General features: G+C 45.2%; 27 protein-coding genes. 17 read left to right on the forward strand and 10 right to left on the reverse strand.

The window, feature by feature from the left end; genetic code table 11:
* Positions 1 to 408 precede the first annotated feature (408 nt).
* The gene (locus JAO78_RS10360; protein ID WP_226751282.1) at positions 409 to 900 is read left to right on the forward strand and encodes an RNA recognition motif domain-containing protein; all 492 of its coding nucleotides are present in this window, start codon (positions 409 to 411) and stop codon (positions 898 to 900) included.
* A gap of 125 nt (positions 901 to 1025) precedes the next feature.
* Positions 1026 to 2120 carry a tRNA (uridine(54)-C5)-methyltransferase TrmA gene (gene trmA, locus JAO78_RS10365; RefSeq protein ID WP_226751283.1) on the forward strand — a complete coding sequence of 365 codons (1095 nt, stop codon included), beginning with the start codon at positions 1026 to 1028 and terminating at the stop codon, positions 2118 to 2120.
* On the opposite strand, the gene fabR is transcribed toward trmA, so the two are convergent.
* Entirely contained in the window at positions 2117 to 2725 is a 609-nt protein-coding gene (gene fabR / locus JAO78_RS10370; protein ID WP_226751284.1) for an HTH-type transcriptional repressor FabR, read from the reverse strand. The genes trmA and fabR overlap by 4 nt on opposite strands.
* Before the next feature lie 99 nt (positions 2726 to 2824).
* Here fabR and JAO78_RS10375 point away from each other — a divergent pair, with 99 nt between their 5' ends.
* Positions 2825 to 3943: an acyl-CoA desaturase gene (locus tag JAO78_RS10375; protein ID WP_226751285.1), complete on the forward strand. Its 1119-nt coding sequence runs from the start codon at positions 2825 to 2827 to the stop codon at positions 3941 to 3943.
* A gap of 103 nt (positions 3944 to 4046) precedes the next feature.
* Positions 4047 to 5468, forward strand: coding sequence for a Si-specific NAD(P)(+) transhydrogenase (sthA, locus tag JAO78_RS10380; protein WP_226751442.1), 1422 nt, complete (start codon positions 4047 to 4049; stop codon positions 5466 to 5468).
* Between the two features lie 46 nt (positions 5469 to 5514).
* On the opposite strand, the gene hemE is transcribed toward sthA, so the two are convergent.
* Both hemE and nudC read right to left on the reverse strand, forming a co-directional pair.
* On the reverse strand, positions 5515 to 6585 hold the full coding sequence (gene hemE, locus JAO78_RS10385) for a uroporphyrinogen decarboxylase (RefSeq protein ID WP_226751286.1): 1071 nt from the start codon (positions 6583 to 6585) through the stop codon (positions 5515 to 5517).
* 258 nt (positions 6586 to 6843) lie between these two features.
* Complete coding sequence (gene nudC, locus JAO78_RS10390; protein WP_226751287.1) at positions 6844 to 7641, reverse strand: NAD(+) diphosphatase; 798 nt, start codon at positions 7639 to 7641, stop codon at positions 6844 to 6846.
* A 151-nt stretch (positions 7642 to 7792) separates the two neighbouring features.
* Here nudC and rsd point away from each other — a divergent pair, with 151 nt between their 5' ends.
* Positions 7793 to 8278, forward strand: a complete 486-nt coding sequence (gene rsd, locus JAO78_RS10395; RefSeq protein WP_226751288.1) for a sigma D regulator — start codon at positions 7793 to 7795, stop codon at positions 8276 to 8278.
* Between the two features lie 49 nt (positions 8279 to 8327).
* On the opposite strand, the gene bamJ is transcribed toward rsd, so the two are convergent.
* Complete coding sequence (gene bamJ / locus JAO78_RS10400) at positions 8328 to 9059, reverse strand: BamJ family beta-barrel-assembly machinery protein (RefSeq protein WP_304504385.1); 732 nt, start codon at positions 9057 to 9059, stop codon at positions 8328 to 8330.
* Positions 9060 to 9163: 104 nt separating this feature from the next.
* On the opposite strand from bamJ, the gene JAO78_RS10405 reads away from it, so the two are divergent.
* Both JAO78_RS10405 and JAO78_RS10410 read left to right on the forward strand, forming a co-directional pair.
* A complete protein-coding gene (locus JAO78_RS10405) occupies positions 9164 to 10135 on the forward strand; it encodes a WD40 repeat domain-containing protein (protein WP_226751289.1) in 972 nt (323 codons plus the stop codon).
* Entirely contained in the window at positions 10128 to 10355 is a 228-nt protein-coding gene (locus tag JAO78_RS10410; protein ID WP_226751290.1) for a SlyX family protein, read from the forward strand. The genes JAO78_RS10405 and JAO78_RS10410 overlap by 8 nt, the downstream gene beginning before the upstream one ends.
* A gap of 16 nt (positions 10356 to 10371) precedes the next feature.
* Here JAO78_RS10410 and JAO78_RS10415 read toward each other — a convergent pair whose 3' ends face one another.
* Positions 10372 to 10578: a YheV family putative zinc ribbon protein gene (locus JAO78_RS10415; RefSeq protein WP_226751291.1), complete on the reverse strand. Its 207-nt coding sequence runs from the start codon at positions 10576 to 10578 to the stop codon at positions 10372 to 10374.
* A 113-nt stretch (positions 10579 to 10691) separates the two neighbouring features.
* Here JAO78_RS10415 and JAO78_RS10420 point away from each other — a divergent pair, with 113 nt between their 5' ends.
* The 3 genes from JAO78_RS10420 to JAO78_RS10430 all read left to right on the forward strand — a co-directional run bounded on the left by JAO78_RS10420 (position 10692) and on the right by JAO78_RS10430 (position 13320).
* Positions 10692 to 12608, forward strand: a complete 1917-nt coding sequence (locus JAO78_RS10420) for an ATP-binding cassette domain-containing protein (protein WP_226751292.1) — start codon at positions 10692 to 10694, stop codon at positions 12606 to 12608.
* The gene (locus tag JAO78_RS10425; protein ID WP_226751293.1) at positions 12598 to 13113 is read left to right on the forward strand and encodes a DUF2390 domain-containing protein; all 516 of its coding nucleotides are present in this window, start codon (positions 12598 to 12600) and stop codon (positions 13111 to 13113) included. Before JAO78_RS10420 ends, JAO78_RS10425 begins: the two co-directional genes overlap by 11 nt.
* 75 nt (positions 13114 to 13188) lie before the next feature.
* A complete protein-coding gene (locus tag JAO78_RS10430) occupies positions 13189 to 13320 on the forward strand; it encodes a DUF3149 domain-containing protein (protein ID WP_226751294.1) in 132 nt (43 codons plus the stop codon).
* Positions 13321 to 13332: 12 nt separating this feature from the next.
* Here JAO78_RS10430 and fdxA read toward each other — a convergent pair whose 3' ends face one another.
* On the reverse strand, positions 13333 to 13656 hold the full coding sequence (gene fdxA / locus JAO78_RS10435; protein ID WP_226751295.1) for a ferredoxin FdxA: 324 nt from the start codon (positions 13654 to 13656) through the stop codon (positions 13333 to 13335).
* Between the two features lie 179 nt (positions 13657 to 13835).
* Between fdxA and JAO78_RS10440 the strand changes: the two genes are divergently transcribed.
* From JAO78_RS10440 to JAO78_RS10455, 4 genes are all read left to right on the forward strand, one after another.
* Positions 13836 to 15470 (forward strand): NAD(P)/FAD-dependent oxidoreductase, encoded by a 1635-nt coding sequence (locus JAO78_RS10440; protein ID WP_226751296.1) that lies wholly within the window; start codon positions 13836 to 13838, stop codon positions 15468 to 15470.
* Positions 15471 to 15583: 113 nt separating this feature from the next.
* Positions 15584 to 15718 carry a lmo0937 family membrane protein gene (locus tag JAO78_RS16865; RefSeq protein ID WP_226751297.1) on the forward strand — a complete coding sequence of 45 codons (135 nt, stop codon included), beginning with the start codon at positions 15584 to 15586 and terminating at the stop codon, positions 15716 to 15718.
* Positions 15719 to 16256: 538 nt separating this feature from the next.
* A complete protein-coding gene (locus JAO78_RS10450; protein WP_226751298.1) occupies positions 16257 to 16817 on the forward strand; it encodes a CBS domain-containing protein in 561 nt (186 codons plus the stop codon).
* A 91-nt stretch (positions 16818 to 16908) separates the two neighbouring features.
* Positions 16909 to 17706, forward strand: coding sequence for a CLCA_X family protein (locus JAO78_RS10455; protein ID WP_226751299.1), 798 nt, complete (start codon positions 16909 to 16911; stop codon positions 17704 to 17706).
* Here JAO78_RS10455 and JAO78_RS10460 read toward each other — a convergent pair.
* The 3 genes from JAO78_RS10460 to JAO78_RS10470 all read right to left on the reverse strand — a co-directional run bounded on the left by JAO78_RS10460 (position 17703) and on the right by JAO78_RS10470 (position 21180).
* Complete coding sequence (locus tag JAO78_RS10460) at positions 17703 to 19013, reverse strand: diguanylate cyclase domain-containing protein (protein WP_226751300.1); 1311 nt, start codon at positions 19011 to 19013, stop codon at positions 17703 to 17705. The two genes, JAO78_RS10455 and JAO78_RS10460, sit on opposite strands and share 4 nt — an antisense overlap.
* A gap of 119 nt (positions 19014 to 19132) precedes the next feature.
* Positions 19133 to 20683 carry a GMC family oxidoreductase gene (locus JAO78_RS10465; RefSeq protein ID WP_226751301.1) on the reverse strand — a complete coding sequence of 517 codons (1551 nt, stop codon included), beginning with the start codon at positions 20681 to 20683 and terminating at the stop codon, positions 19133 to 19135.
* Positions 20683 to 21180, reverse strand: coding sequence for a hypothetical protein (locus tag JAO78_RS10470; protein WP_226751302.1), 498 nt, complete (start codon positions 21178 to 21180; stop codon positions 20683 to 20685). Before JAO78_RS10470 ends, JAO78_RS10465 begins: the two co-directional genes overlap by 1 nt.
* A gap of 53 nt (positions 21181 to 21233) precedes the next feature.
* On the opposite strand from JAO78_RS10470, the gene JAO78_RS10475 reads away from it, so the two are divergent.
* From JAO78_RS10475 to JAO78_RS10485, 3 genes are read left to right on the forward strand one after another with little or no spacing between them, the layout of a single operon-like run.
* Positions 21234 to 22238, forward strand: a complete 1005-nt coding sequence (locus tag JAO78_RS10475; RefSeq protein WP_226751303.1) for a hydrolase — start codon at positions 21234 to 21236, stop codon at positions 22236 to 22238.
* The gene (locus tag JAO78_RS10480) at positions 22235 to 22477 is read left to right on the forward strand and encodes a YheU family protein (RefSeq protein WP_226751304.1); all 243 of its coding nucleotides are present in this window, start codon (positions 22235 to 22237) and stop codon (positions 22475 to 22477) included. The genes JAO78_RS10475 and JAO78_RS10480 overlap by 4 nt, the downstream gene beginning before the upstream one ends.
* Positions 22478 to 22516: 39 nt before the next feature.
* Complete coding sequence (locus JAO78_RS10485; RefSeq protein WP_226751305.1) at positions 22517 to 22720, forward strand: DUF4177 domain-containing protein; 204 nt, start codon at positions 22517 to 22519, stop codon at positions 22718 to 22720.
* Positions 22721 to 22893: 173 nt separating this feature from the next.
* On the opposite strand, the gene pckA is transcribed toward JAO78_RS10485, so the two are convergent.
* Positions 22894 to 24492, reverse strand: coding sequence for a phosphoenolpyruvate carboxykinase (ATP) (gene pckA, locus JAO78_RS10490; protein WP_226751306.1), 1599 nt, complete (start codon positions 24490 to 24492; stop codon positions 22894 to 22896).
* Between the last annotated feature and the right edge of the window lie 22 nt (positions 24493 to 24514).

The raw sequence follows: 24514 nt of genomic DNA on the forward strand, positions 1-24514 counted from the left end.
CTTATCATCACACCAGACTCTTTTACTTCACTTCGCTTTTTGAGGCTTTCATCAGCATCCTGAAGCGAGGCGGCCATTTTAGTGATTTAAACTCTGCTGTCAAGCGTCTTTTTTAAAGATTTTTGCAACTTCGTTTTATCACCTCAGGTTTCGCTGAACTCTCGTTCGCCGCATCCCCCGTGGCATGGCGCGCATTATAGGACCTTTTAAATATCCTGCAAGTGCTTTTTTGTAAAAAATAGCTCGTTTAATGTTAAGAGCTCAATAAAAGCTCATTTTGATTATTTTTGTACCAAATAGTAAGGCATTAGATGCATTATTTCTGTTGGCTGTTCATAAAATAATCGTTAAGATGTCTATGCTTTTTATTACAAGAATCCTTTTTTCATTTATCTGCAGGAATTTACTATGTCACCCACTTTAAGAAACACCTTACCTTATACTTTGGCCCTCGCTGTTATCGCCTTTGTCCTTTTCTATTTAGTTTCATCTATGTCTACTGCTTTGACTTTTATCGCTGGCGTACTAACATGCGGTATCTTAGTCCCTATCTTAGTTGATGTTAAAAAACCAACCGCACAATTTAAGGCAGTCAACAATCCCGTTTCGACTGAAGGCTTTCAAGGCGATACCGCCACGTTATATGTAGGTAACTTACCTTACCGTGCTAATGAAGATGCAGTTAAGGAATTATTTGGCCGTTTTGGTACGGTTATAAATGTGCGATTGATGAAAGATCGTCAAACTGGTCGCCGTCGTGGTTTTGGCTTTGTTGAAGTTGCGGCTACCGATGCGAACAACATGATTGGCAAATTAAATGATTTCGAATTTCAAGAACGCACATTAAAAGTTCGTGAAGCCCGTGATCGTCAGGATGATGAAAACCAAGCTGCTGAGTAATCTTTTTAAAGTTGACCTGGCCCTTTTAAATAATGATGTTCGGTGCCAGGTTTGCTTGTTGCGCATTGGCTCTGCTAGTAAAAACACGTAAAATGTCTGTTTAAATGCTAGCAATAGAGAGTCTCATGTCGATAGGTCAAGTATTCCCCGCTTTATATGAAACACAATTAACTGAAAAGGCAGAACGCCTTACTCAGTTATTGCAACTCGATGACACTGCCCCTTTACAGTTATTTCGATCTGCTGCCAGTCATTTTCGGCAACGCGCAGAGTTTCGTATTTGGCACAATGGCGATGACATCTATCATGCGATGTTTGATCCAGAAACGCGCCAGCCCGTCAGAATTGATTACTTCCCTGTTGCCTGCACGCTAATAGCTAACTTTATGCCAGTACTATTAAAGCAGATCCAATTTAACCATGAATTACGATATAAACTTTATCAGGCCGATTATTTAGCGACGTCTACGGGTGAATTACTCGTGAGCCTGATTTATAAAAGAAAGCTAGATGAAACATGGCAATTAGCTGCGGAACAATTAGTCGCTAGCTTGTCGACTGATTATAAGATCAAAGTCATTGGCCGTTCGCGTAAACAAAAAGTGGTACTCAGCGAAGATTACGTTACCGAGACTTTTAATGTCGACCAGCAACCTTTGCATTATCAACAAGTCGAGGGGAGCTTTACGCAACCTAATGCCGGTGTTAACCAACAGATGTTGCAATGGGCTGCGAGTGTTGCTGCAGAACTGAACGGTGATTTACTCGAACTGTATTGTGGTAATGGCAATTTTTCTTTGGCTCTTGCTCGACATTTTAATCAAGTGGTTGCTACCGAGTTGGCTCGAAGTTCTATTAAGTCAGCCGAATTTAATATTGCGCTGAATAAGATCGACAATCTACAAGTGCTGCAAATGTCGGCCGAAGATGTTGCAGCTGCCTTAGCTGAAGGGACAACCCTAAAACAGTTAGATTTGAAAAATTTAGCGTTGAATACGGTATTAGTTGATCCACCACGCGCGGGCTTAGATCCTGCCACCTTAGCGTTAGTCAGTCGTTTTGACGATATCCTATATATCTCATGTAACCCTGAGACACTGGCCGATAATCTCGCCTTTTTACAAAAGACCCATCAATTACAAAAAGTAGCGATGTTTGATCAGTTCCCTTATACCCATCATATTGAAACCGGAGTGTGGTTAAAACGGTTGCCACGCTAGTCCGTTGGTTTTCGACCATAACTGGCTGCGCCATGCGCCAGCCAGCGTAATTGCAAAATGGTGCGTCGTGTTAACTGCCGACATTGTTCGGTTGGTGCATCTAAGGCATCTGCGCCAGTATGGAACACTAATGTCACCATGGCATCGGCCTGTAACTGTGCTTGCTCAACCGTACATTCGGTTTGCTTACGAAGATAATGCGCTAACTCAGCGGAAAAGTGTTGGATCTCTCGTGCTACCGCTGCCCGAAATGCCGCCGAGGTACCAGAACGCTCACGCAGTAATAAACGAAATACGTTACTGTTTTCAGTCACAAACTCCATAAAGGTTTCAACTGAAGTACTAATAACACTGCCATTATTCTCAATGCGAAGCCGTGCTTGGCGCATGAGTTGCCTGAGCATTAAACCCGCTTCATCTACCAGAGTTAGCCCTAATTCATCCATATCTGAAAAATGCCGATAAAAAGATGTGGGTGCAATTCCGGCTTCACGCGCCACTTCACGTAAACTTAAACTCGCGAAACTTTTTTCCGCACTTAACTGTGAAAACGCCGCATTAATGATGGCTTGGCGGGTTCGTTCTTTTTGTTCTGCTCTGCTCACGATACATCCCAATCTTGGTGTAATAGAACCGATTTACCTTGACCTACCCGCAGCTGCTCGGTAAATTAGCGAACAGTTGTAAGCTCAAAGTGTGGTCCCATGAAAAAAAATCCAATTATCTGGACTAATGTACTGTTATTTAGTTCTAGTTTCTTAGTTGCCGCTGTCGCGGCTCCCTATTATGCCTTGACTATTGGCTTTACGGCAGTAGAAATTATCGCCATGATCTTATGTATGGGTTATTGTGGTATTGCTATTACTGCTGGCTATCACCGTTTATGGTCGCATAAAACCTATGATGCACATCCTATTTTGCAATGGATTTTTGCTATCGGTGGCGCATTTGCTCTGCAAAACAGTGTGATCCATTGGGCGTCAGATCATCGAGATCATCACCGGCATGTTGATGATAATGACAAAGATCCCTACTCGGCAGGCAAAGGCTTTTGGTACAGTCATATCGGTTGGATGCTACGTGATTATCAAGGCGACACTTATAACAACTATAATAATGTTCGCGATCTGCAGAAAAACCCAATCTTAGCTTTTCAACATAAGCACTATTTATCATTAGCCTTACTTACTAATATTGGTGTGCCCGTTTTATTGGGTTTTATTTTTGGTAATATGTGGGGCATGTTATTAAGCGTGGGGGTGTTACGTTTAGTATTAAGTCATCATTTTACTTTCTTTATTAACTCGCTAGCGCACATCTGGGGTAAGCAAACTTATACCGATCAAAACAGCGCACGTGATAATGGCATTCTTGCCTTATTAACTTACGGTGAGGGTTATCATAACTATCACCACATTTTTGAATATGATTATCGTAACGGTATTCGTTGGTGGCAGTTTGATCCGACTAAATGGCTGATCAAAAGCTGTTCATGGTTAAAGTTAACTTGGAATTTACGCACCGTGCCCGAAGATCGTATCGCTCAAGCTGTTGCGAAAATGCAATTAAAACGCGCACAACAAAAAGCCATGTTACTGCCGAACTCAGAACAACTATTGCAATTACTCGAACAGGAATACCAACTGTTAATGGTTAAGTTGCAAGCTTACTATCAGCTGAAAAAAGACTTTCTGCAACAACGTCGTGCTGCTTTGGTTAACCAATATAATGCATCAGAGTTTGCCCAACGTTATCAAGAATTAAAAGAACATTTGCAGCAGCAACAAAATCATTGGCAACGTTTAACTGCGGCATTTCAATAAGGGTTCAACCCGCTGACATTTAAAAAAGAGGCTTTGCCTCTTTTTTTGTCTCTGATACCTGTTATGCTAATTTGTACAGTAAAACAGTGTGAGAATTCAGCTAGTGACAGCAAAATCGGCAGATAAAAAACCTAAATATGACTATGATGCCATTGTAATTGGCACAGGGCCTGGCGGTGAAGGTGCCGCCATGTATTTAGCCAAAAGTGGTAAATCGGTGGCTGCAATCGAGCGTTACTCTTCAGTAGGCGGCGGCTGTACCCACTGGGGCACTATCCCCTCTAAAGCATTGCGCCATTCGGTTAGCCGACTGATTGAGTTTAATGAAAACCCACTGTTCCAAATGGAAGAGCAGGTAAAAAACCTGACATTTTCGCAAATTCTGAAACATGCCGCTGGCGTGATCCGGAAACAAGTAAGACTGCGTGCGGGCTTTTATGATCGCAACATGGTCAAAATGCATCAAGGCGAAGCGAACTTTATTGATAACCACCATATTCAAATCACTCAAACTGACGGTAGTCACTATGTGATTAGCGCAGAAACGATTGTTATTGCTTGTGGTTCACGCCCTTATCGACCACCGCATGTTGATTTTAGTCATCCGCGTATTTATGACAGCGACACTATCTTATCGTTACAGCATGATCCACGGCATATCATTATCTTTGGTGCTGGTGTGATCGGTTGTGAATATGCCTCCATTTTCCGCGGCCTTGGCGTGCGTGTCGATTTGGTGAATACCCGTGACCGTTTGTTATCTTTTATGGATGCCGAAATATCTGATTCTCTCAGTTACCATTTCTGGAATTCAGGCATGACCATCCGCCACGGTGAAGAGTTTTCTCATATCGAAGGCACCGATGATGGCGTTATCTTGCATTTACAATCGGGCAAAAAGATGAAAGCCGACTGTTTCCTATTTGCTAATGGCCGTACTGGGAATACCGATACGCTGTCATTAAAGAATGTGGGGTTAGAAGCAGATAGCCGTGGCTTACTAAAAGTCACTAAACAATATCAAACCAGTATCGACAATATTTATGCCGTCGGCGATGTCATTGGTTACCCAAGTCTAGCCAGTGCTGCCTACGACCAAGGTCGTTTAGCCGGTGAAGCTATTGTGAAAGGTAACTTAGATGGGCATTTGATTGCGGATATCCCTGCAGGTATTTACACCATCCCTGAGATGTCTTCAGTCGGTAAAACCGAGCAAGAGTTAACGGCGGCGAAAATTCCGTACGAGGTGGGCAGAGCTCAATTCAAACACTTGGCACGGGCGCAAATTGCTAATACCAATGTCGGTAGCCTGAAACTGTTATTTCATCGTGATACGTTGGAAATCTTAGGGATCCATTGTTTTGGCGAGCGGGCAGCAGAAATTGTGCACATCGGCCAAGCTATTATGATGCAAAAAAATGGCGGTAATAACCTCAATTACTTTGTGCATACGACCTTTAACTATCCGACCATGGCAGAAGCCTATCGGGTAGCCGCACTCAACGGTTTAAACCGGTTGTTCTAAACGAAAAAAGCAGCACCCGTGCTGCTTTTTTTACTTACGCTAATGGCTACTCTGTTTGCAGATGGTAAGTACGGCTTAAATCTTGTACAGCTTCGATAAAAATACCGGCATGTTCAGGATTCACGTCTGGGGTAATTCCATGCCCCAGATTAAACACATGTCCAGTGCCTTGACCATAGCTGTCTAGAATGGCTTGCACTTCTTGCCGAATCCGCTCTGGGCTACCTAACAGAACAGAAGGATCCATATTACCCTGTAGCGCAACCTTATCACCGACTCGCGCACGAGCCTGACCAATATCCGTGGTCCAATCTAAACCTAAACCGTCACAACCGGTTGCTGCCATGGTCTCAAGCCATTGACCACCGTTTTTGGTGAACAAGGTGACGGGCACTTTACGACCGTCAGCTTCTCTTGTTAGGCCATTGACGATCGTTTGCATATAGCTTAATGAAAACTCTTTGTAATCGCGTGGTGTTAATATTCCACCCCAGGTATCAAAAATCATCAGTGCTTGCGCACCTGCAGCAATTTGCGCATTCAGGTATAAAATGACACTTTGCGCCAGCTTATCCAATAACATGTGCAGGATCTCTGGCTCGCTGTACATCATCTTTTTAATGATGCTAAACGTCTTGCTACCACTGCCTTCAACCATGTAGGTTGCCAAAGTCCATGGGCTACCTGAAAAACCAATCAAGGGCACACTGCCGTTCAGTTCGCGACGAATAGTACGAACGGCATCCATCACATAACGCAACTCTTGCTCAGGATCAGGAATAGGTAAATGCACCACGTCCATAAAGTCACGGATCGGTTTACTAAAACGAGGGCCTTCACCGACACCAAACGTTAATCCTAAACCCATCGCATCTGGGATCGTTAAAATATCACTGAACAAAATAGCCGCATCTAAGGGGTAACGGCGTAATGGCTGCATCGTCACTTCACAAGCCAGTTCTGGGTTTTTGCACAGCGACATAAAGTCACCTGCTACGCTTCGCGTGGCGCGATATTCAGGTAGATAACGGCCGGCTTGGCGCATCATCCAAATAGGCGTTTGGTCGACAGGTTGACGCATAAGCGCTCTTAGGTAACGATCATTTTTTAATTGCATAACTTTTCCGCTGTGCTAATAGTTGCGATATTTTAACAGCTAAGCGCCCGAAGCTCTATGCTCTGGCCGGAATTGCTGCGTTAAGGCCGTACTAAAATTCACGATATATTCAGCTAAGGTTCATTATTTTGTCATATGGGCTTGTATCGCTGCTCGCTATCTGCTATAAAATCCCTGCGCTAGTCAAGAAACAACAAATACGAAGCTCGATTATACGAGACCATGCTTTCCCCATTGAAGCCACATTTTGTGGCTTTTTTATTTTCTGCCATAACGCTGCTGTGCTAAAGCAATGAGTTGTCCTGATAAGGTTTCAATACCTGGCGTTTGTGGCAACTTATCCAACTCACACCAATACGCCTCTTCAATTTCATGCGGTTGACAAACAATCTCTCCGCCAGCGTACTGGGCTAAAAAACCAGTCATCAAAGAATGCGGAAATGGCCAAGGCTGACTCCCCACATACTGCAAATCCGTAATATCAACGCCCACTTCTTCTTTTACTTCACGTATAGCGGCTTGCTCTAAGGTTTCGGCTGACTCAACAAAACCGGCTAGCACCGAAAAAAAACCGGCTTTATGCCGACTAGAACGCGCCAGCAAGATTTTGCCATCATTGACGATCGCCACTAATACACAAGGTGCGATCCGAGGATAACAGCGATGACCACACTTATGACATAAGCTGGCTAATTCCCAATTGACCAAATGCATGGCGCTACCACATTGCCCGCAAAAGCGATGTGTTTGTAAAAACAGTGCGACTTGCGTGGCTCTGGCCGCTAATTGAAATAATGCCTCACCATGCGTTAAAAAAACGCGAGCTGAATGCCACTGCGTTTCATCGGTTGCCTGATCATCAAACACCATTAAATAACAGGGATGTTGCTGATATTCGCCGATCCAACAAATCTGTGTACCTTGGCTTGCTATCGGTAAGTGACTTTGACTTCCAAAAGGCAATGTACCCTCAGCTGATAAAAATACCCGGCCTTGGTTCACAATGAACCAATATGCTTGCTCTTTTGCTGATAATACAACACTGTGTTTGATCATTAGTGGGTTATTCCGCGCGCTACTATGCTATGTTGCAGCTATCATACTGGTAGTTACTGAGCAGACCAATAAAAAAACGGTTGATCTTTGCTATGAAATTCTTTTAATTTGGCATTAATGCAGAAACGTAACTGCACCTAAGGAGAAGCTAATGTACACCCGCGTACAGCAAGCACAACAAAAGTGGGGCGGTAGCCTAACAGCCATCGATAATTGGCTAGCAGAAAGACAGCAAATTATTGTTTGCTATTGCCGCTTAGCTGGTTTGCCACCTTTTGAAAAAGATCGTCATACCATGCCTTCACAAGAAAAAATTAGAGAGTTTTGTCAACTATTGATGGACTACTTATCGGCGGGTCACTTTGAGGTTTACGAACGAATTGTTACACAATGTGCCGTTAATGGTACCGACAGCCGTAGACTAGCAGATAGCTTATATCCAAAGATTGCCGTTTCTACTGACTTATCGTTAGAGTTTAACGATAAATATGCCGAGCATCTAAGCACACGTAACAGTGGCAGTTTTGATATCGAATTGTCGGCTTTAGGCCAAGCTTTAGAAGAGCGCTTTGAGCTAGAAGATAAACTGATTGAAACGCTTTATATTAGACACGCGGATAATACCACCGCAGTTTGAAGACCATAAAAAAAGCGGCTTTAAGCCGCTTTTTCTGCTATTGGGCTACTTACTGGGCTTTAACGATATCCAATAATTCTACTTCGAATACTAATACGCTATGTGGTGCAATAGTGCCCATATCACGTTCGCCGTAAGCTAATTCTGACGGAATAGTGAAACGGAACTTAGAGCCTACATTCATTAACTGCACGCCTTCAGTCCAACCTGGAATAACGCGATTCAATGGGAACTCAATTGGCTCGCCACGCTCTACTGAGCTGTCAAAAACTGTACCGTCGGTTAAAGTACCGGTGTAGTGTACTTTTACGGTGTCAGTTGCAACAGGTTTAGCGCCATCAGCAGCTTGTATCACTTCATACTGTAAACCTGATTCAGTTACCATCACGCCTTCTTTCTTGGCATTTTCAGCTAAGAAGGCATCACCTGCGGCTTTCGCTGATGCGGCTGAAGCTTCAGCAATTTTCGCCTGCTCTGCACGGTACGTTTCATCTAACGCGGTTAATAGCGCTTGGATATCTTCTTCCGATACTTCAGATTTACCGGCCATACCATCTTGCACGCCACGTAAAATTAACGCAGAGTCTAATGGAATAGCAATTTTGCTGTATTCATCTACGGTGCTTTGTAAATAACGGCCCGCAGATACGCCTAAGCTATAAGCTTGTTTTGCTTGTTCTGTTTCCATTACTGGAGCCACTTCAGCTTTTTCTTCTTTGTTACAAGCGCTCAGCGTTAACAACGCTACAGCAACCAGAGTCAGTTTAGTTTTAACGCGCATTCTTTTCTCCAAAGTTTAGCAGTGCAATTGCTAAAATATGATTTAATAAGGGACTATTCGCCCCGCTATACTAACGCTTTGTTTGGATGAGGTTAACACCTAAGATGAAATATCCTGTGCTTTTCCTTAGTTTATTACTCAGTGCCTGCAGCAAGGTAGAAACGACCCCTGTGGAGCAATGGCCTCATGTTGCCAACGTAAGCTATGCCGCAGCACTGTCTTCAGATGGCAAATATGCGGTGGTCTCATCCGTACAAGACGGCATTTCGTTTTGGGATCTACAGCAAAACGCCTTAAAGTATCAATGGCGACATGAAGAAGCCAGTGACAATTTAGTGCTTAATTTGGCACTAAGTGAAGATAACAGCCACGTATTGACGGCAGATCAACACACTTTTGCGCTTTGGCGCACGGCAGATGGTCAAAATGTTGGATATTGGCAAACCGACCAACACAGCATTCGCGATATTGCTATTTCGAACAATGGCGCCCATCTTCTGATTGGCAAAAGCGATAATACCGTGCAACACATTACGCTGAGCAGTGGCCGTCGCTTAGATTTTATCGGTCATACCGAACGCATCAATAGCGTGGCCATGTCACCAAACGGTCGTTATGCCTTAACGGGTAGCAATGATTACAATGCCTACTTGTGGGACACTCAGACCGCGCAAATTCGATATAGTTTCACGCATCCCAGTCGAGTAACTAAAGTCGCCTTGGATCCACAAGGGCGTTTCGCCTTTACTGCCGATAGCCAACATTTAGCGCAAATTTGGCATATACAAACAGGACAACTTGTCAGCCAATTGCAAATGCTTACAAGGCAGCAAGTATTCAGTGCCGTTCGATTTAGCGCTGATGGGCGTTTTTTATTAACCGGCGCGCCAACACGTAACCTCGTGTTATGGGAGGTCAAAACCGGTCGCGAGATCCAACGCTGGCGGGTTTCTCCACGCGTTGGCAGCCGACCAGAAAGTGCCGTTGTGCATGCAGTCGCTTTTCTTGATGCACAGCGTATAATTAGCGAAAGCTCCAGTGGCTTAGCCGAAGTATGGAAAATAACCAATGAGTAGTGAACCTATAGATATTCAGTTACATCTGATTGAACTGGAGAGCAAAATTGCTTTTCAAGAAGATACCGTTAACTGCTTACACGAAGAATTATTAGCGCATCAAAAACGTATTGATCAATTGCAACGCCAAATTTTAACTCTGGCAGAGAAACTACAGCAATTACCGCAAGACAGTGAAATCTTACGTCCTGAAGAAGAGCCGCCACCGCCGCATTATTAATCGCCTTGTAAGCGGCTTATTCTGGTTTAAACACACCAATGACCATCTCGTTGCTGCGGGTTGATTTTGCGATCTGCTGCTCGGGTTGGGTCATTTGATGCCCACAAGCCACGCATTCCACCTTCTCAACATTATTTTCGATAAATAAACTCATGGTGTCTTGCGCTTTACATTGTGGGCAACTTGCGCCAGCGATGAAGCGTTTCTTTTTGCGCTGCGTCATTTAGATCCTCATGGGTTATAGGCAGAGTAAAAGGCAAATTTCACGAACTGCCCTTGGCTTATCTGGGATATAGCGTAAAATTGCCCACCTAGTTCACTGTTACAAGGAAAAACATGATCCAGTTACAGCAGGTCGAATTACGCCGCGGTATTAATGCGTTATTCAGTGGGGCCGATCTTACCGTATTTCCAGGACAAAAGGTGGGAATTGTCGGTGCAAATGGCTGCGGTAAATCAAGCCTGTTTGCGTTATTGCTCGGAAAACTGCATGCCGACAGTGGTAACGTTAACCTGCCCGCTGGCTGGGTTATCGCCACCGTAGCGCAAGAAACCCCTGCTCTGGATTGTTCCGCCCTAGACTATGTGCTGCAAGGTGATGAGCAACTTTTCCCGCTATTAATCAAAGCGCGTAGTCAGTGTAGTGAAAGCGATTTAGCGGCAGTACATCAACAAATTGAAGCGCTTGATGGTTATCGAGCGGAAGCGAAAGCCGGTATACTGTTAGCGGGATTAGGCTTTAGTGGCGATGCCCAACAACACCCCGTAAAGTCTTTTTCGGGTGGTTGGCGTATGCGGATGAACTTGGCGCGCGCACTGATGAAACCTGCGGATCTGCTTTTGCTGGATGAACCGACCAACCACCTTGATTTAGATGCCGTGCTTTGGTTAGAAAAGTACCTCACTAATTATCCGGGTACCTTATTACTGATCAGCCACGACCGCGATTTTCTTGATGCTGTAACCGACAACATTGTGCATATTGAGCGACAAACCGTTACCTTGTACAAAGGTAATTACAGCCAGTTTGAGCGCCAGCGAGCCGAACAATTATCGCAACATCAATCGAATTTTGAAAAGCAGCAACGCCAAGTTGCTCACTTACAACAATTTATTGACCGTTTTAAAGCTCAAGCCACTAAAGCACGCCAAGCGCAAAGCCGCATCAAAGCGCTAGAACGCATGACCATGTTGGCACCTGCCCATATTGATTCACCGTTTAACTTTAGTTTTCGCGATCCTAAAGCCTTACCTAATCCGTTACTGAAAATGGAAAACGTGCAAGCCGGCTACAGTGACAAGGTTATTTTAAGTAATATTAATTTTCAGCTATTGCCTGGCAGTCGTATTGGTTTACTGGGTCGCAATGGTGCGGGTAAATCGACCCTGATTAAAATGCTTTCCGGCGAGCTAACACCGAAAAGTGGTGAAGTGTGGTATGCCAATGGCGTTAGCTTAGGCTACTTTGCGCAGCATCAACTAGAAACGCTTAGACCACAAGATTCGCCGCTGCAACATCTGGTGCGGTTAGACCCCTTAGTACCCGAACAAAAGCTCCGCGATTTTCTGGGTGGCTTTGGTTTTCATGGCGATAAAGCCTTAGAAGCCTGTGCGCCCTTCTCTGGCGGCGAAAAAGCCCGTTTAGTGTTGGCACTGTTAGTCTATCAACGACCTAACTTATTGTTACTTGATGAACCCACCAACCACTTAGACTTAGAAATGCGCGAAGCCATCGTTATGGCGTTACAAGACTTTGCTGGGGCCATTGTTGTGGTGTCGCATGATCGGCATTTACTGAGCAGCACCACCGATGAGTTTTATTTGGTAGCACATGGCAAAGTGGCACCATTTGAAGGCGTTTTGCAAGACTATTACCAGTGGATGCAACAAGATGCCCGGCAAACCCAAGCCGCCGCATTGGATAATAACGCACCAACCAGGAATAGTGCGGTGCAGCGCAAAGACACAAAACGCTTAGAAGCTGAACTTCGTAATGTACTGCGGCCATTAAAGCAACAAATCGACAAATTAGAACAACGCCAGCAACAACTTGCCGCCCTACTTGCTGAGATAGAACAACAACTGGCCGATCCGGCCATTTATGATGCAGAGCAAAAAGCCCAGCTTACCGCGTTACTTAGCAAACAAAGCAGCGCCAGTGCCGAGCAAGACCAAGTAGAAGAGCAATGGTTTATGGCACAAGAGCAATGGGAACAACAAACCAGTAGCTTCTGGGCAGCAAATGGTCAATAAGCCCTTAGACGAGCCGTTACTTAGCCTAGACAGTGCCCTGCTCTGGCAATTTAGCCTGGCCGTTTATCCACAGCTAAAAACGCTTTGCTTACGCTGGCAAAATGACTATGACGCCAACATCAATGTACTGTTGGCGTTAAGTTTAGCTGAGCAGCAACACTGGCAGCTGACTTCGTTTAGCCTAGCAGCAGCGCTTAAGGCGTTAACCCCATTAAACAGCCAAATTACCGAAGGCTTGCGCCAGCAGCGTAGTCAATTAGCCTGTTTAGGCCTCAGCGCAGCGCAACAGCAACAATTAAAACAAGGCTTGCTGCAAGCCGAATTAGTGGCCGAACAACTAGAGCAACAACTGTTAGTGGCGCAGCTACGCTTTCATACCCAACGTAATGCCGATAACCTCAGTGATTACCTGCAGCAATTACAGGTACCTTCATCAGCGCAATTAAGGCGTGAATTAATTGATCTACGTCAAGCCAGCGCACAGTTTGTGGCGAGCTTGTCTTAAAGCTTGATCCAGATCACAGCTGGCCTAGATAGCCAAAACTACACTTTGTTTGTCACAAGCAAAGAGGGTTTTCAGATGAACATTTGGCATGAGTTTCTAAACGATCCGGTAGTTTTTATTTCTTTTGCAGGGTTAGCCATTGTTGTTGGTTTATGCATTTTTTATGCGGTTTATTTTATTTATAAAATTGAAACTGCTGAAGAATAATTTACCCGTTGCTTAGGTTTCCAAATATTGTAATTTGTCGGCTACACCATTCCAGGCATCCGCATCGGCTGGCGCCGCTTTTACCGTGCGAATATTTGGCCAAACCTCAGCTAATGCTGCATTTAGGGCAATAAAGTCGCGCTGCTCGGTCGGTACTTTCTCTTCTTGAAAAATCGCGTTCGCGGGGCATTCTGGCTCACACAAACCACAATCAATACATATGGTTGGGCTAATAACTAACAAATTCGGCCCTTCAAAAAAAGCATCTACTGGGCACACCGCCACACAGTCTGTAAATTTACATTTGATACAGTTTTCGCCTACCACAAATGCCATGTCACACCCCTCTTACTCAAACAGATGCTGATCATACTGCAGCAGCCACGAAAAACAACTGAGCAACGCAAGACAATCGCAAACGAATACGGACAACCGAGCCGAGATCACGTAAAATAACACTTTTTAGCTGGCACTTTGCCTTGCTTAGACTTTCAGCGATTATCAGCAGGATTGTTATGTTGCGTTTAACCGAAATTAAAATACCTTTGCACCATCAGGATGAAAACGCCGAGTTACGTACTGCCGTACTCAATAAATTGGGCGTGGCTGATGCTGATGTGCGACACATCACGGTCTTTAAGCGCGGAATTGATGCTCGCAAAAAAATGGCGATCCAACTGACCTATACGCTGGATATTGATGTAGCAAAAGAAGCTGCTTTATTGGCGCGCTTTAGCAAAGATCCGCATGTTCGACCCACACCCGATACTCAATACAAATTTGTGGCAGAGGCTCCTGCTGAACTCAGCTCACGCCCTATCGTAGTGGGTTTAGGCCCTTGTGGTTTATTTGCGGGGTTATTATTAGCACAAATGGGCTTTAAACCGATTATTTTGGAACGTGGCAAAGCAGTACGTGAACGCACTAAAGACACTTTTGGTTTTTGGCGCGGTCAAGAGCTTAACCCTGAGTCGAATGTGCAATATGGTGAAGGCGGAGCCGGTACTTTTTCTGATGGTAAACTGTATAGCCAAGTCAAAGATCCGAAACATTACGGGCGTAAAGTGTTAACTGAATTTGTTACAGCAGGTGCACCCGAAGAAATTATGTATGTCAGTAAACCACATATCGGTACATACAAACTGGTGGGTGTGGTCGAAAAAATGCGTGCGAGCATTATTGCACTAGGTGGCGAGATCCGCTTTAACAGCCGAGTCGAGCAGTTGCATATCACTGATGAGCAACTAGAGGGTGTCACTCTGAATAACGGTGATTACTTAGCGTGTCAGCATTTGATATTGGCTATCGGCCACAGCGCGCGTGACACCTTTCAAATGCTGTATGATGCGGGAGTGTATGTTGAAGCCAAGCCGTTTTCAGTTGGCTTTCGCATTGAGCATGAACAATCTATGATCGACTCCTGCCGTTGGGGCCCTAGCGCAGGCCACCCTATCTTAGGCGCGGCTGACTATAAGCTGGTGCATCATTGTCAAAACGGACGCACCGTTTACAGTTTCTGTATGTGTCCTGGTGGTACTGTGGTCGCTGCGGCGTCTGAAACAGGCGGAGTTGTGACCAATGGCATGAGCCAATACTCGCGGCATGAACGCAATGCCAACAGTGCTATCGTGGTCGGTATTCATCCCGAGCAAGATTATCCTGGGCATCCATTGGCCGGTATCGATTTGCAGCGTAAGTTAGAACAAGCAGCGTTTAAACTGGGCGGTGAAGATTATCGGGCGCCAGCGCAATTAATTGGCGATTTCTTAAAAGGCCAATCGTCTGCTGAATTGGGTGAAGTACAACCGTCTTATACCCCGGGCATAAAACTAACCGATTTAGCGGGCTTACTGCCCGACTATGCCACCGCTGCCATTCGTGAAGCGATCCCCGCTTTTGAGCAGCAAATTCGTGGCTTTGCCAAAGCGGATGGTTTACTCACCGCAGTAGAAACGCGCACCTCCTCGCCCATCTGTATTAAACGCGGCGCCGATTTCCAAAGCGTTAATATTAAGGGTTTATATCCAGCCGGCGAAGGTGCAGGCTATGCTGGCGGTATCTTATCAGCCGCCATCGACGGCATTAAAGTGGCCGAAGCATTGGCGCTAGATATGTTAAGCATGCAAGCAAAATTAAACACCTTATCTTAATGCAAGGCATCCTAATTAAGTGCCTATGCTGCCTAACGTACAAACAGACTAAATGCTTCGCTGCATTCTAATTCGGTTTCTCCCGATAATAGGAAAGCGGTATGTTATAAACCTTGATTGTTGTACTGATTATTTTGTGGGGCTTAGGATTGGTGTTTTCTGTTACGATGAGTTGCTTTACATATATCTTGCTAGTATTAGCAGTAGTGATATTAGCGATAAGATTAATTCGTGGCCGTAGAAGCTAGCGAAAAAAACGAACACACTAGGGAAAGCAGACACTTTACCCGTACGATAATTAAAGAGGATAATAATTATTTTTTAGTTAGCTACTTGTGCTTTGTGGCGTTAGCTATCATTATCATCTTATCTTATTAAAATTTTACTGTAGTCATTAATGCCGCTGCTAAATGCTTTCATCGCACTATTGTACTTGAGTCTGTTGTTAACAACAGAAACAAGCCATGCGCATGATCAGCGTTTATCACCTTTGGCTGACAGTCAATTTCAAGCAGTTAGCCCGCAGTTATTCAACCATCCACAAGCACTAAATAACGCTGAACCAGAGCCTGACGAAGTTGACATTAATTGTGTCGATCTTCAATTTTTAAGCCCCGTAAACCCATCAACACCAAACCTAAGTTACTCTGCGCCCTGGATTGCATTTACGAGCAGCCCAGATACCGCTCGCGCTCCCCCCGCTTTACTCCACATCTGATTTTAATAGTTTATTTCTGTTATTAATTCGGCGCGGCCTCTGCGTGCCTCTATGTGTGAGTATTTATCATGAAAAAATTAGCCTTATTTAATTTAGAAAACGTCGATCATTTGATGCAACCAGCCGACTTCGCCCAAGCGACGCTGCAATCACCTGCCACCAGCGTATTTACTGACTTTAAACACAGCGAGCCGACCATCATTGCCGGTGATACCACTGCTGCTGATGCATTTCTGATGATGCAACAAGAACGCAGCCCGTTAAAACTGGTAGTGGATGATCGCAATGAACTGACTGGCTTGATCCATATTGAGCAGTTATCTGAACAAGCCATTATGCGTCAGGTAATTTTAGGTGCAGATCGGCGTGAGTTAAAAATTCGCGATTTAATGCGGCCACGAGATCGCATCAAGGCCTTGGCGTATCAACAGCTGCAAAACTGCACCATTGCCGATATTATCAATACGCTGCAATCTAGCGGGGAACAATATTGCGTGGTGGTTGACCGTGACCAACATCATATTCGTGGTTTGATCCATGCTCAAGATTTAGCACGCCGCTTAAAAATGCCAGTGGCTATCCGCCAACAACCGACCTTTTTGAGTATTTTCGATAGTTTATACGCTTAACCTTTCAGGTATGCGGGCTGCTGTGTTTCTCCGAGCAAGGTGGCCCGCTTTTTTGTTGCAACACGGTGCTAGCAGTCGTTAAACTAACGACATGCCAGGATCTCCCCGAATTCAACGCCAATATTATCGTAACGGCCCACCGCATCGCAGTGGCGCTGATGTTAGCTTTGCCGATCTCGTAGCCATATTTGGTTTTAACAGTATCCATATCGGCCGCTGGGTTACCGCGGCAGAGCAACAGCTCGCCGCCAACTTATTCTTTGATGCCTTTTGTGATTTACAGCAAATGCTGCAGGTACCTGCAGAAGTCATTTCATTAAAAGGAAGTTTGGCACTGACGTTTGGCATTGGCGGCCAACCCGGTGTGGCCGCTTTTTATCAACCTCAAGGCCGTATCTTGGCACTGGCTAAAAATGCCGGTGGTGGCAGTTTAGCCCATGAGTGGTTTCATGCTTTTGACCATTTCGTTGCGGCAAAAAGCTTTAGCGTGGCCGCGCCAACAGGCCGCTTTGCCAGTCGTATGTGGCTAGATAACCTCCCCTTAAAAGTGCATCCCTTAACCCTGTTGCTTGAAGAGGCCTTTCAGTTACTGTACCTCAGCCCAGATAAACAAAACCCTAGCGCGTTTTTTCAACATTGCCATCAATTGGATCAAGCCCGCCAACGTGCTTATTTGGCTTTGCCAGAAGAAATGGCCGCTCGTGCTTTTGAAACAGTGCTGCAAAGCCAGCCACTTAAGAACAGTTTTTTGGTGTCTGGTACGCAGAAAAGTGCTGCAGCGAAGCTTGGTATTTATCCAGATGCCACTTTAACCGTAGCATTAAGCCATTACTGGCTCAGTTACTTTAAACAACTTGGCGCCAGCTTAATGCTGGCCAGCCATGCTTAGTTAGGCTTAGCTTCTAACCAGCGATTGCCACCCTGTCGCTTTGCTTGATACATCGCTTGGTCAGCGGTAGCCATCAGTTGTTCGGTATTGGCGCCACCACTAGGATACAAGGCAACGCCAATACTGGTGGTGACATGAATAGCATGCTGTTCAACTAGGATCGGTTTAGCTAAAGCAAGCCGTATTTGCTCAGCAATAGCGAACACCACGTTGTACTCATCTAACTTTGATAACAAGATAACAAATTCATCGCCACCAAAACGCGCCACCGTATCGCTATGCCGAATACAGCGTTGAATGCGTTTTGCTACTTCCTGCAACACGCTATCACCCGCAGCATGACCTAATTGATCATTGATGGGTTTGAAATTGTCTAAGTCGAGATAGAACAAGGCTAAACAGCCATTATGACGAGGCAATGCCGCTAAAGCTTGTTGGCAGCGATCTTTAAACAGTTCGCGTTTAGGAAGCTGGGTTAGCTCATCGTATAAAGCACTGTAATGTAAACGCGACAATAATTCTTTTCGCTCGATGGCGATAGCAATATGCTGACCAATAAAGTCAAACAGTTCACTATCGGCAAAACCGGTGGCCCCAGGCTCTGTTGGCAGTTGTACCGCTAGCACACCTAATGTTTTAGCCGACGCTTTTAATCGCACCCCTAACCAACCCTGCTGATCGGGTACTAATTGCTGATGCGGTGCAGTGCTTTGTTGCAGCACGCCACAACAAAATTGTTCAGCACCAGCATGCTGAGCTGCGTTATTTTGCTCTAAATTTATGTAGGGTAGGTACAATTCAGCGGCGTTGGCACCTCGGGCAATAACAATACTGCGTAAAGGCATTAGACTGGCAATAATGTGTTGCAACTGTTGATAGAGGGCTAACAGATCATCGGCCGTAAAAGCGGCTTCTGAAATAGCATACATGGCCGCTTGCCGTGCTTCAGTCTGCTTTAATTGAGTGATATCACGCGCTACGGCCACTCGCTGTTGTTTTTCACCAGACCAACGCGCCGACCATAACAGATAGACCACTTGACCATCTTTACGAATATAACGGTTTTCAAAGTCGATAACGACTTGGCCTTGGTTAATAGCTTGCGCTGCGTCTAGGGTTTTTTGCCGATCATCCGGATGAATAAAGTTGAACATTGACTTTCCAAGCATTTCCTCTGGCTTATAACCAAAAATACGCTCGGCGCCCTGACTTAAAAACTCAAAACATCCATGCTGATCAACAGCACAAACCGCATCGAGTAATAAATCGATGTAGTGACTTAACGCAGTGTACAAAGGAGAAGTCATAACCGCTCATAAAACAATCTATAATCGGTAATTAGCCTAACACAATTCCGTTTAATCTTAAGATTAAAGTCGATGCTAAAAACAAAAATAGTTAAGCCCTATACCCTTAAAAATTCAAGCTAGGTTAACTGCTGAATTAGCTGCTGACAATTACGCCAAACCAACGCGTAAATAGTCAGTTGCGGATTAACCCCCAAACTGCTAGGTAAAATAGAGCCATCAAATATCGACAGGTTTTCCAGTTGAAAATGTCGGCCAAAACTATCAACTACCCCATCCTGCTCTTTTGCGCTCATATTACATCCTCCCATCACATGGGCGGATACCACGGTTTGTTTCAGTGGTTTTAACGCTAAATTGTGAATAGCTTGCCGCGCCTCTGTCCAGCTACGATAAGCTTGCGCGTCATGGTGGATAGGCAAAACCTGTTTGGCACCGGCGGCGAATTGTAACTCGGCCATCGATAACAACGCCTTGCGCATCCCCTGCCATAGGTAATCACTGATCGGGTAATCCAGCAATGGCTGATCAAATTGATCTAATTGAACGTGCCCTCCTTGGCTATCAGGGTGAAAGCCGTCGCGTAACAACGCAATGGTGACTTGAAGATGGTCAAATTGCTGCATTAATTGCGCATGCTGCTCGGCGAAGCCCGTTAACTTCGTCGCCATTAAAACCGGATGTACGGGGGGCACTTCCAGTTTATAACCGATGTGTTCTTTATCTTGTGGCCAAACAAACTGATCAGAATAAATAGATTGCGGCGCGCCTTGATGACCGGCAATACGCTCGTCAAATATGGCACCCGAAATGACACTCGGATGTAAATAAGTATGCTTACCCAACCGTTTCGAAGGGTCTGGTACCTTCGAGCGAAGTAACAACGCCGGTGAACCTATGGCCCCCGCCGCAACAATATAATGCTTGGCACTGATCGTGACGTTAATGCCTTTTTGCGGCTGAAAATAAGCATTAACCGGCAATGCACTGAGACTGTGTATTTTGTTTCCTTGCCAGTTTAATTGCCTTACCGACAAACGAGAGAGTAATGTTGCCCCTTGCGCCAGCGCTGCAGGAATAGTGCTAACCAACATCGATTGTTTAGCGTTTATCGGGCAACCAAAACCACAATAGCCAAGATTCGCGCAACCATTCACATTTCGACTAATAACACCAGAGTGCCAACCTAATGCCGTGCAACCTCTCTGCAACTGCTGATTGTTCGCATTAGGTGCCAGCGACCAAGGCTGCATATTTAAACGCTGTTCCGCTAAAGCAAAAAACGGCGTTAAACTTTGCTCAGCCTGAAAAGCTAAACCAAACTGCTGCTGCCAGTAATCTAGGGTGGCCGCTGGCGTACGAAATGACGATGTCCAATTGACTGTGGTTGATCCTCCCACCGTACGACCTTGTAAAATACTGATCGCTTGGTCACGCGTTTTACGAGCCGCACCTTCTTGATAAAGCTGCGGATAAGCCCAGCGCTCTTCCATGACAAAATCTTCACGCTGATACCATGCGCCCTCCTCCACTAACAACACCTTAAAACCGGCTGCGGTAAGTTGCTCGGCGGCAATGCCGCCCCCTGCACCGGAGCCGATAATCACTACATCTGCACTATAATGCTGATCGTGCGTTAAAGTACTGGCATCAATATGTTTCACTGTCATTAGCGAAGTCTCAGGGCTTGATATGGCAGCGCGGCCCAATGCTCGGGTTGACCATAGTAAGCGCCATATAGCAGCTCTCTTAGTCCATGATAAGCTTGCTGTAACAATTGCAAGTAACTATCACGCCAAGCCGCTAGCAGGCTCAAACGTTGTGGCAAAGATAAACTTGTTAAATGGCTAAGATGCCCAGTTAAACCCAGCTGAGTTAGGCGCTGGGCAAGCAGATTAAACAACTGATGTAATTCTTGTTGCTGGCGTAACGGCAAGAAAGGGATGAAATCGGCAATGGCCGTTTTAGTGCGTATCAGCTCCGCTTCTGCTAAAGTCGCAGCTGTGGGTAAGGCTCCCAATAATAAAGCCGGTAATAACGCTGATAGCACAAGATCTCGGTTAGCATGGTTTGGGGTAAAGCTGTGCTGCCAACCCCAAACGCCAATTCCTAGGCTTGATGCAGCAGCGATAGCGATACCGGATAAAATAAATTGTCTTCGTTGCATAGTGCTGCACCTAAATATCATTAATGATTCATTGTTTACCAGGATACCGCCTTTTGCAAGCTCAGATCAGACCAGTTTATACCAGCAGCTTTAAAGCACCGTGGTGGCTAAAGCATGCTCACCTGCAAACCATTTTCGCTAAGTACTTGAGCCCAAAAGCTCGGCTCAGTAGCCAAGCAGAATTATTTACCCTCAGTGATGGCGATGAACTGCAATTAAATTGGACAGAATTACCCAAGGCGACGGATACGCGGCCTTTAGTGGTGCTCTTACACGGTTTAGCGGGCAATATCGATAGCCATTATATTCAAGGCTTACTCACAGAACTAAAACAGCGCAATTGGCCTGCCGTGTTAATGCATTTTCGTGGCTGCCATGGCCAACCTAATAAATTGCCACGCGCTTATCATAGTGGTGATACCGGTGACTTTGCCGAAGTCATCACGCAAATACAGCAACGCTTTCCGCTAATGCCGATCAGCGCTGTCGGCTTTTCGCTCGGCGCCAATGTGTTAGTCAAATATTGTGGTGAGCAAGGTGGGGCGAATTTACTTAAAGCTGCGGTGGCCATTTGCCCGCCCTTAGCGTTATCTGCCAGTGCCAAACGGATCAATAGCGGCAGCAGCAAGGTGTACCAACGCTATTTATTAAGCCGTTTAAAAGCCAGTACCGAGCAGAAACTGGCGTCTCATGCTAACTTTCCCTTACCGCTAACCCTTGAGCAAATTCGCAGTTTTAGCAGCATTGAACAGTTTGATCAGCATTATACTGCACCAATACATGGTTTTCGTGATGCGCAAGATTATTATCAAAAAGCCAGTGGCAAAGCGTTTTTACGGCATATTCAAATCCCAACCTTGGTGATCCATGCCCATGACGATCCGTTTTTAAGTGATGCTGTGATCCCTAAACCAACAGACTTAAGCGCCAGTGTACACTACGAACTGAGCCAACATGGTGGACATGTTGGCTTTGTGACGGGCAGCAGTCCGTTTAAACCGGTATTCTGGCTTAACCAGCGGATCCCCGCCTTCATTAAACAGCAACTAAATCTATGATTATTTCTTATACCGATATCGACCCCACCACGTTAGATAACTTAATTGAAAGCTTTGTACTGCGCGAAGGCACCGATTACGGTGAGCAAGAAGTGTCCTTAGCAGTCAAGGTACAAGCTATCCGGCGGCAACTAAAAGCAGGCGAGGTTTTGATTGTCTATTCTGAGTTAGACGAAACAGTTAACCTGATGTCTAAGCAACATTTTATGCAACAACAAGCTGCTGACGGCTCAATGTAGAATCTAGCCGATATCGCAATAAAGGAGCGATAAACAATTATGTGGGAATATAAAATTATTGATTCTGCCAACGCTGGAAAAACTGGCTTTTTTAGAGGGCGAACGGTAGAGCAAGCTGAAGCTTACTTAAATGCATTAGGTGAAGAAGGTTGGGAGATTATCGATATCGACTTTCAAATGGATCCCACGATGCCCGGCGGCCCAACGCATTTTCACGGTATTGCCAAGCGCGCGAAGTCATAATCGTCTTCTGCCATTCCCAATCGCAGCAACGGTGACATAGCGCCAACTTTGCATCAATGTGATTAATGAGACAAAGAAAGCCGCGATGACTTGTGCAATACAAACCAGAACCTGCGGCTTACAAAGCAAAAAGCCAACCTCACGAGGTTGGCTTTTTTAATAACACGCAATAATTACAGCTGAGGGCCAGCAGCAACTAAGGCTTTACCTTCGGCATTGTCAGTAAACTTTTCAAAGTTCTTAACAAAACGGCTTGCCAGATCTTGAGCTTTCACTTCCCAATCAGCCGCATTGGCATACGTCATGCGCGGATCCAAAATACCATCTTCAACATCGTGCAAATGTTTTGGCATGGCTAAATTAAAGTAAGGCAATTGCACAAACTCCGCGTTCTCGATACTGCCATCTAGGATAGCGTCGATAATAGCTCGCGTCGCTTTAATCGAAATGCGCTTGCCTGAACCATTCCAACCGGTATTCACTAAATAAGCTTCAGCGCCTGATGCTGCCATCCGCTTACCTAATACTTCCGCATATTGCGTTGGGTGTAGGCTTAAGAAAGCCGCACCAAAACAGCTAGAGAAGGTTGGCGTTGGCTCAGTAATGCCACGCTCGGTGCCTGCCAGTTTCGCCGTAAAACCAGACAAGAAGTGGTACTTCGCTTGTTCTTTGGTTAATTTTGATACCGGTGGTAACACACCAAAGGCATCAGCCGTTAAGAAAATGACTTTTTTCGCATGACCCGCTTTGGATACAGGGGTCACGATATTATCGATATGATAAATCGGATAAGAGACACGCGTGTTTTCGGTTTTAGAACCATCGTTGTAATCAATCTTACCGTCAGCTGAGACCGTGACGTTCTCTAACAAGGCATCACGACGGATAGCATTAAAGATATCAGGTTCATTCTCTTTCGACAGGTTGATCGTTTTCGCGTAACAGCCGCCTTCAAAGTTAAATACACCAGCGTCATCCCAACCGTGTTCATCGTCACCAATTAATTGACGTTTTGGATCAGTTGATAACGTTGTTTTACCCGTGCCTGATAACCCGAAGAAGACAGCAACATCGCCTGCCGCACCCACGTTGGCCGAACAGTGCATCGAAGCGATACCTTGCAGCGGTAAAAAGTAGTTCATCATAGAGAACATACCTTTTTTCATTTCGCCGCCGTACCATGTGCCACCAATTAACTGAATACGCTCAGTTAAGTTAAAAGCCACAAAGTTTTCTGAATTTAAGCCATGCTTTTGCCAATCAGGATTAGTACATTTCGCGCCATTCATCACAATAAAATCAGGCTTGTACGTCACTAACTCAGCGTCTGTTGGGCGAATAAACATGTTTTTAACGAAATGCGCTTGCCACGCCACTTCAGTGATAAAACGAACGGCTAAGCGAGTATCGGCATTCGCACCACAGTAGGTATCAACAACAAATAAACGCTTACCTGATAATTGCTTGGTGACCAGCGCTTTTAAGTCGGTCCATACTTCAGTGCTAATAGGCTTGTTGTCATTTTTACCTTGATCAGACCACCAAACCGTATCGCGTGTAGTGTCATCTCGAACGATGTATTTATCTTTAGGAGAACGACCAGTAAAAATTCCCGTATCAACTGATACGGCGCCTGACTCTGTGAGTTTACCTTTTTCATACCCAGTTAAATCACTACGTGTTTCTTCCGCGAATAGTAAATCATATGAAGGGTTGTAAATGACTTCCGCGACATCCGTGATGCCGTATTGGCCCAGATCCAGATCGGACATGTTGTTGACTCCTAGGGTACTG

The organism is Alishewanella maricola (assembly GCF_016343785.1).
GTDB classification, from domain to species: domain Bacteria; phylum Pseudomonadota; class Gammaproteobacteria; order Enterobacterales; family Alteromonadaceae; genus Alishewanella; species Alishewanella maricola.